The organism is Prosthecobacter sp. (assembly GCF_049294395.1).
In the GTDB taxonomy this organism is placed as follows: Bacteria; Verrucomicrobiota; Verrucomicrobiia; order Verrucomicrobiales; family Verrucomicrobiaceae; genus Prosthecobacter.
Window position 1 is genome coordinate 1 of record NZ_JBAQCR010000443.1, and the last position, 7,609, is coordinate 7,609.

Sequence of the window (7,609 nt, forward strand, 5' to 3'; positions counted from 1 at the left end):
GGGTGATGGTGAAGGCTCGAAAAAAACGGGCATGCGCGATGGTGAAGGCGGAGCCAAAAATCCCGGCACGGGTGATGGCGAAGGCGGAAGCAAGAAGACGGGCATGCGTGATGGTGAAGGTGGAAGCAAAAAGCCTGGGACGGGTGACGGCGAAGCTGGAAGCAAGAAGACCGGCATGCGCGATGGCGAAGGTGGAGGCAAGAAGCCTGGCACTGGCGACGGTGAAAGTGGAAGCAAGAAGACCGGCGCACGCGAAGGTGAAGGCGGCAAAAAAACCGGAGCAAGCGATGGCGACAAGAGCACCAGTTCCAGCGAGACGCTCACTCTCCGCGTGATCAAAAACGGAGAGGCCGTGATGGTGGGTGATGAAGAAGTTTCCATGAGCCGCCTTCGCGGCCACCTCAGCACCTTCCTGCCCGACCACGCCGGAGCGAAAGTCGTCGTCACCGGCGACGACAACATTCCGCTCAGCGCGCTTCACAACACCGTCGATGCCGTGCGTGACAACGGGAACAAGAAGGTCGGGATCAAGGTGGAGTGAGCGGGTGGAACGTGATGCTTATTTGATGACCATCATGCCTGCGCTGCAAACGGCGTTCAGGCAAAATGATGAATGAATAAATCCGAATGACGAAATAACACCCAATGTCGAACGCAGCTTCCAACCACCGCCCAATGCTGGGTTCTTCATTTGGCCTTCGTCATTTATTTGTCATTCTGATTTCGGCATTCGTCATTCCGCCGTTCGCAACGGCGGCGGCTCCCGCTGGAGTCGCCGCAGCGGCTATCAAAGCCGTTTCTTTCTACCATTCCAAGGCGGCGGCGCACGGCGGCTACGTGTACCGCTACAGCGCGGACTTCGCACTGAGGGAGGCGGAGGGGATTCCGGGGGCGGACACGATCTGGATTCAGCCGCCAGGGACTCCGGCGGTGGGGATGGCGATGCTGGATGCGTATGAGACGACGAAGGATGATAAGTGCCTGGCGGCGGCGGTGGCGGCGGCGCATGCGGTAGCTCGCACGCAACTGGCATCGGGGGGCTGGGATTACTCGGGGCATTTTGATGCGAAGAACCGTGGGGTGCAGCTTTACCGGCGTGATGGGGATGGCAGGCTTATCGAGCGGAAAAAAGTGCCTAAGGGTGAAGGTGGGTGGGAGGTGTGGAAGAGGCACGCAAACAAGAACAACTACTCGACGTTTGATGATGCTGTCTCGCAGGCGGCGACGCGGCTGCTGGTGCGGGTGGATCATGCGCTGGGGGGCAAGGATGCGGAGATCAAGGAGGCGTCGGATTTTGCGCTGAATGCGATCATGGCGACGCAGTACCCGGCGGGAGGGTGGAGTGCGAACTGGGACTCGTGGCCGAGTGCGCCGCCACCGGCGGCTAAGTATCCGATCAAGGCAGGGAGTTATCCGGCTGAGTGGCCGCGCAAGTGGCCGAAGGATTTCACGGGCTGCTATGTGCTCAATGACAACACGCATGCGACGCTGATGAGCACGCTGCTGCTGGCGTGGCAGCTGCGGGGGGATGCGAAGTATCTGGAGGCGGCGAAGCGTGGCGGGGATTTTCTTGTCACGGCGCAGATGCCTGACCCGCAGCCTGCGTGGGCGCAGCAGTATGACAAGGAGATGCAACCTGCGTGGAGCCGTGCGTTTGAGCCGAGTGCGATCTGCGGACGTGAAAGCCAGTCGGCGATGTGGGCGCTGCTGAGGCTGGCGGCGGCGACGGGTGACAAGAAGTACCTGGCACCGCTGCCGCGTGCGCTGGCGTATTTGCGGAAGTCGCTGCTGCCGGATGGAAGGATCGCGCGGTACTATGAGCTGCAGACGAACAAGCCGCTGTACTTTGAGCGTGGTGAAGGCGGCAAGGGGTTTGTGCTGACTTATTCGGACCAGAAGGCTTCCTCCAACTATGGGTGGAAATGGGACAGTGAGCTGGACGCGATTGAGTCGATTGGGAGGAAGATCGGGCGCGGTGAGAGTGTTGTTTTTCCACGAGTGGAGAAAGAGCGGTGGTCTTCGCCACCGACGGAGGGGGAGATTGCGACGATTATGAAGGAGCAGCAGGCGGATGGCTCGTGGCCCGTGACGGACGAGGAGCGCGGATGGATGCGCGATGCGGGCGGGAAGAAAACGCGGCCTGCGGGTGGTGTGATCTACAGCCTTGATTTTGTGCAGAATGTGAAGGCCTTGAGCGTGTGGCTGAAGGCGAAGCGGTGAGGCGAATATTTTTATCTACCACCAACCATGAAGACACAGCATTTACGTTCGAAAGCATTCTGGCTCTGCGGTGCTCTTATTACTGCGGGGATTCTTCCTGCGGCAGAGAAATATGACAATGACACGCCGTGGTCGTATCAGCGTATTTTGCGCCCGGCTGTGCCTGTGGTGAAGGATGCGGCGTGGGCGAAGGATGACATTGATCGATTCATTCTTGCGCGGCTGGAGAAGGAGAATCTGCATCCGATTGGGGATGCTTCGCGGCTGACGCTGATCCGGCGGGCGTCGTTTGATCTGCGTGGACTGCCGCCGACGCAGGAGGAGGTGGAGCGTTTTGTGAAGGATGCGGCGGCGGATGATGTGGCGTTTGCGAAGGTGGTGGATGCGTTTTTGCAATCAGAGCGATTTGGCGAACGGTGGGCGCGGCACTGGCTGGATGTGGTGCGATATGCAGACAGTGTGGGCCGGGTGTGGAATGCGCCTTTTACGTATGCGTGGAAGTATCGTGACTGGGTGATTGATTCGCTGAATGCGGACAAGGCTTACAACCGGTTTGTGGCGGAGCAGATCGCGGGTGATCTGCTGCCTGCCACCACGGTGCTGCAGAAGCGTGACCAGATTGTGGGGACGGGCATGCTGGCGCTGGGGAGCGTGAATTTGCAGGAGGGGGACTATGAGCAGTTTGTGCTGGATCAGGTGGATGACCAGATTGATGTGGTGTCGCGGGCGTTCATGGGACTGACGCTGAGCTGCGCGCGGTGTCATGACCACAAGACGGAGCCAGTGAGCCAGAAGGATTATTATGCGCTGGCGGGGATTTTTTACAGCAGTCGCACGCTGCCGGGTCAGGCGAATCGCAGTGACATGAACGGCTCGGGTTATGTGGATCCGGAGATGCTGGTGGATCTGCCGACGAAGCTGGATGAGGCGGTGGGCCCGCCTACGAAGCTGCCGGAGGGGATTCATTCGATGGATGACATCCGGGCGCTGGGTAATCCGAAGACGACGATCCGCTACGATGTGGATCCGCACTTTTGCATGGGTGTCATTGAAGGTGAGGCGAAAGATTGTGAACTGGCGGTGGGTGGTGATCCGCATGACCGCAAGACGGCGCCGGAGCGTGGCAGGCTGGGCATGCCTGCCCTGCCCCCGCTGCCGAAGATTCCGGCGAAGTCCTCCGGGCGGCTGGAGCTGGCGCAGTGGATGACTCAGGCGACGCATCCGCTGACATCACGCGTGGCGGTGAACCGCCTGTGGCAGCATCTGTTTGGCGAAGGTATTGTGAGGACGGTGGATGATTTTGGCATCACGGGGAGTGATCCGACGCATCCGGAACTGCTGGATCATCTGGCGATCCGTTTTGTGGAGGGTGGGTGGTCGGTGAAGAAGATGATTCGTGCGATGATGCTGAGCCGCACGTACCGGCTGGCGAGCACGGGCAATCCTGAACACCCGGATGCTGGGAACAAACTGAGGTGGCGCATGAATGCAAAGCGACTGGAACTGGAGCCGCTGCGGGACACGCTGCTGCAACTGGCGTGGAAGCTTACGTTTGATCGACCTGAAGGCATCCAGGTGGCGGGCACGGGTGGCAAGGGGCGTCATGGTTTGACGCGTGGGCTGCTCAGTGTTGAAGATGGGTATCGAACGATTTATCTGCCGGTGGTGAGGGACAATGTGCCGGAGCTTTTCAGCACGTTTGATTTCCCCGGGCCGACGCAGATCAAGGGGCAGCGTGATGTGACGACGGTGGCACCGCAGGCTTTGTTTTTTATGAACAACCCGATGGTGGAGGAACTGGCGGGTGAGATCGCGGAGAAAGCTGGGAAGGATGTGAAGGCGGTCTACAGACTGATTCTCGGCAGAGAGCCGTCCATTGAGGAAACTCGCGATGCGGGCGAGCTGGACATGCAGACGCTGGTGCAGGCGCTGCTTGGCACGGCGGAGTTTCGATATGTGTTTTAACCTTTCATTTTCTACCATGACCACTCGTCGCTCCATTCTCCAATCGACCAGCACCGGCTTTGGCTGGCTGGCGTTTAATGCGCTGCATCAGCAGTGGGCGGGGGCTGCGGCACCGCCGAAGACGATCAATCCGCTGGCACCGAAGGAACCGCATTTTGCGGCGAGGGCGAAGCGGGTGATTTTTATGTTTATGCAGGGCGGGCCGAGTCACTTGGATACCTTTGACTATAAGCCAGAGCTGGCGAGGGCGGAGGCGAACAAGGTGCAGAAGTACATGGGGAGCGTGTTTGAGTTCAAGCCGCGGGGGAAGAGCGGGATCATGATTTCGGAGGCGTTTCCGGAACTGGCGAAGCATGCGGATGAGCTGTGCCTGTTGAACGGGATGCAGACGCGAACGAATGCCCACCAGATGGCGACGGTGGCGCTGCACATCGGGAGTGAGACGTTTGTGCGGCCTTCGATGGGGGCGTGGATTGTTTATGGACTCGGCACGGTGGCGGAGGATCTGCCGGGGTTTGTCACGATCAATCCGGCGGCGGACAATGGCGGGGCGATGAACTATGGCTCGGCGTTTTTGCCGGCGACGTTTCAAGGGACTCGCCTGAGCAGCGGTGGTTGTGGGGTGCCGGATTTGAGCAATGGGAGGCTCAGTGATGCGCAGCAGCGGAAGCAGATCGAGTTCATTCAGAAGGCGAATCGCAAACTGCTCAACGGGGATCCGGGGAACCCGGAGATCGAGGGGATTATTCAGAGTTATGAGCTAGCCTATAAGATGCAGACGAGTGTGCCGGAGGTGCTGGATCTGGACAAGGAGCCGCAGAAGATCCGCGAACTTTATGGCCTTGATGATGGTAATACGGAGCGGTTTGGCACGCAGTGTCTGATGGCGCGGCGCATGGCGGAAAAGGGCGTGCGGTTTATTCAACTGACTTCGCCGGGGTGGGATCATCACAATGGGCTGCGTGACAATCTAGCGCGGCAGTGTACTTCGATTGACAAGCCGATCGCTGGATTGATCGAGGATCTGAAGCAGCGGGACATGCTGAAGGATACGCTGATTATGTGGGGTGGTGAGTTTGGGCGTGGCAGTGGGTATGACAATGAGCCGTATAATGGTCGTGGTCACAATGGTGGGGGCTATACCATGTGGATGGCGGGCGGTGGCGTGAAGGGCGGCTTTGCCTATGGCAGCACGAATGAGATGGGGGACAAGGCGGAGACGGGGATCATCGGCACGCATGATCTGCATGCGACGGTGCTGCATCTGCTGGGGATCAACCATGAGCGGCTGACGTATCGCTATGCGGGGAGGAATTTCCGGCTGACGGATGTGAGCGGCGAGGTGGCGAAGGGGATTTTGGCGTGATTGAGCGCGACAGCGTCTTGGAGTGCGCCGGTCCTCCGGCGCTTTCGAACGTCTCCCGGTCCGCGCAAAGCTCCAGAGGGCTGGAGCACTCCAGGACGCTGTCGCGAAGTTCGAGCATGCGTCAACCAAGCGCCCGTTTCAGCAGATTCGCGGTGATGCGTTGGACGCGTGCGTCCGTGCCATGGGGGCGGGAGTAGTGGCTCCAGACGGGCATGTGGCCGGGCGGTTTGCTCAAGCCCTGGGCCCACCAGATGGTGGAGGCATTGAAGATGAAGTTGCCTTTCGGGCCGTCGAAGATCACGGCCTGCCACTGCTGCGGATTGCTGCCGCCCTGGAAGGCGGTGCCTGCGGCGAGGATTTCGAGGCCGGGCAGGTCCTTCGGTGCATCACCATGATACTCCCAGCCAATCATGCCGGGAAGGGTGTCGCCCTGCTTCATGCCGGTGCCTGCAAACACCCAGTGCGCGGGCTTGGTGCAGATCCAGTCGCCGCCACCGTTCACGGGATCGATGTTGCGCACGCCCATGAGATAGCCTTCGTCCGGCCCGCGATGCGGATAGGGACCGTAATCTTTCTCACGATCCACGGCATACTTGTAGTCACCTCCGTAGGGTCCGCCGCGGAAGATCCGTCGATTGGGAACGCCGCTGGCATTCGGTGAGAAGGGCGTGACCCAGCAGACGGAATTGCCGGAAAGGAAGAGCAGATTGACACCGGCATCGCGCATCTTCGCGACGCTGTCGTGCTGGCGGATGTCCCAGTACTCGTCGTGCCCGATGCTGATGAAGGCCTTGCACTTCAAACCGTGATCCGGGGTGATCATGTCGGCATTGGAGCAGTAGGTTACATCGTAGCCTTCCTTCTCCAGCCAGTAGGCGGCGGGAAACTCAAAGCACAGCCACTCGCCGCTGCCGACGGACTGGGGATTCTCATAGATCTGCGCATACTTCGCATATGGACGATCAAAGCTCACATCGGACCACGGCCCCTGATTGCCCTTCGGATCGGTGTAGAGGGAGTAATTGTCCGGCCAGCGGTTGTAGGCCTGCCAGGTGTTGTCGCTGCATTGGAAGAGAATATCGGCCTTCCGGTCGTCCGTGACGATGAAGACGATGTAGCTCTGCCAGTAGGGTTCGTCCTTCGAGGCTGGCAGCGTGGTGAGCCTGCCGAGATAGACGCCGCTGAGCCAGTCCTGCGGAATGGTGATGGTGGTCGTCTTTTCCCAGCGGCATTCGCGGAGGCGTTTTTCGCCGATCCCGGGCACGGGCTGCTCTTTGCCTTCAAAGGGGCCGAGTTCGGTCATCAGGCGCGCGCCGCAGCCGCCGTAGTAGCCGGTGCGGAAGATTTCGAGCTTGAAGCGGGCGGTGGGTTGGGTGCTGACGAAGATGTCGAGGGTCTCGCCTGCTTTCACGGACTGGCGCGAGCAGTAGCCTTCGATGAAGGGGGTGCGAAAGCCCTCGTTTTTGTCGAGGCGCATGCGGGTGAGCTGCCAGTCGTGTGAGCCGGGCTTGGAGTTTTCAGCGGTGATCAGGGACATTTGCAGAATACGCGGGTTGGAGGCGAAAACGATCAGAGGAGAGAGTTTCCGATGACAAGAGGCGTTTGAAGATCGCGGAGCGGGTGCGCGGCGGAGCGCATTGCAGACGCTGCTGGTGAATGTGAGGTGTAGCGGTGTACTGGGTTTGCTTCACCGGCATGATGCCTGAAACCCAGGGTTGCCTCGCTGAGGCTCGGCGAACCCTGGGCTCAAATACGCAGCCCCGTTGGGGCTGGTGTGTGGCGAAGCTAAGTGACGAAAGAATGGAGGCGTGCAGATCGGATAGCAGAAGGCTTCTCGCATACCTCCGGCATGCGCCCCAAGATGGGGAACATGATGCGAAGGGGCTGGTGGTTCACGCTGCACCGCTTCACCATACCTAATCTCTCTGATCCTTTTAGGATCGCCAGGCATGAGCCGAATGGTGTCGGGGTCAGGAGACCCCGGCGCCTTGGCTATGGGTGGTTTGACGAGCCTTTGGAGCAGCGATCAGTAGGTCGCGCGGCCGCCGGAGAGGTCGA

At 59.9% G+C, this 7,609-nt stretch carries 5 protein-coding genes; 4 read left to right on the forward strand and 1 reads right to left on the reverse strand.

All coding sequences use genetic code 11. From position 1 onward, the window contains the following. The 4 genes from WAW39_RS30150 to WAW39_RS30165 form a co-directional block, all read left to right on the forward strand. Window positions 1–541: biopolymer transporter ExbD (locus WAW39_RS30150; RefSeq protein WP_422323466.1), on the forward strand; the 541-nt coding region annotated here is incomplete at its 5' end. Between the two features lie 134 nt (window positions 542–675). After that, complete coding sequence (locus tag WAW39_RS30155) at window positions 676–2,220, forward strand: hypothetical protein (RefSeq protein WP_422323468.1); 1,545 nt, start codon at window positions 676–678, stop codon at window positions 2,218–2,220. A gap of 27 nt (window positions 2,221–2,247) precedes the next feature. Further along, on the forward strand, window positions 2,248–4,185 hold the full coding sequence (locus WAW39_RS30160; protein ID WP_422323470.1) for a DUF1549 and DUF1553 domain-containing protein: 1,938 nt from the start codon (window positions 2,248–2,250) through the stop codon (window positions 4,183–4,185). Window positions 4,186–4,201: 16 nt separating this feature from the next. Continuing rightward, window positions 4,202–5,551 carry a DUF1501 domain-containing protein gene (locus WAW39_RS30165; RefSeq protein WP_422323472.1) on the forward strand — a complete coding sequence of 450 codons (1,350 nt, stop codon included), beginning with the start codon at window positions 4,202–4,204 and terminating at the stop codon, window positions 5,549–5,551. Window positions 5,552–5,672: 121 nt separating this feature from the next. On the opposite strand, the gene WAW39_RS30170 is transcribed toward WAW39_RS30165, so the two are convergent. Then, entirely contained in the window at window positions 5,673–7,088 is a 1,416-nt protein-coding gene (locus tag WAW39_RS30170) for a N,N-dimethylformamidase beta subunit family domain-containing protein (protein ID WP_422323474.1), read from the reverse strand. Window positions 7,089–7,609 lie beyond the last annotated feature (521 nt).

Coding starts and splice junctions, on each gene's coding strand:
- WAW39_RS30155 (WP_422323468.1), top strand. CDS start 676: ATGCTGGGTTCTTCATTTGGCCTTCGTCATTTATTTGTCATTCTGATT.
- WAW39_RS30160 (WP_422323470.1), top strand. CDS start 2,248: ATGAAGACACAGCATTTACGTTCGAAAGCATTCTGGCTCTGCGGTGCT.
- WAW39_RS30165 (WP_422323472.1), top strand. CDS start 4,202: ATGACCACTCGTCGCTCCATTCTCCAATCGACCAGCACCGGCTTTGGC.
- WAW39_RS30170 (WP_422323474.1), bottom strand. CDS start 7,088: ATGTCCCTGATCACCGCTGAAAACTCCAAGCCCGGCTCACACGACTGG.